This is a genomic window from Streptomyces nanhaiensis, from assembly GCF_046614825.1.
GTDB lineage: Bacteria > Actinomycetota > Actinomycetes > Streptomycetales > Streptomycetaceae > Streptomyces > Streptomyces radiopugnans.
Window position 1 is genome coordinate 1 of the sequence record NZ_JBKJFM010000436.1, and the last position, 255, is coordinate 255.

Genomic DNA, 255 nt, shown 5'->3' on the forward strand with positions numbered 1-255 from the left:
CCTGGACCTCGCCGGTGGTCAGGCCCTTCGCGGACAGGGAGATCACCATCTCGTCCACGCCGGTCAGGCGCTTCTGCCGCTTCTTGACGATCTTCGGATCAAAGCTGCCCTCGCGGTCGCGGGGCACAGCTAGCTCGACCGGGCCGACGTCCGTCAGCACGGTCTTGGCCCGGGTCCCGTTGCGGCTGTTGCCTCCGTTCTTCCCGGCGGGATCGTGCTTGTCATAGCCGAGGTGGTCGGTGATCTCACCCTCCA

1 protein-coding gene is annotated in these 255 nt (G+C 66.7%); it reads right to left on the bottom strand.

The window, feature by feature from the left end; genetic code table 11:
• A partial coding sequence (locus ACLIYP_RS30965) for a transposase (RefSeq protein ID WP_412716363.1) occupies positions 1-255 on the bottom strand: 255 nt, incomplete at both ends.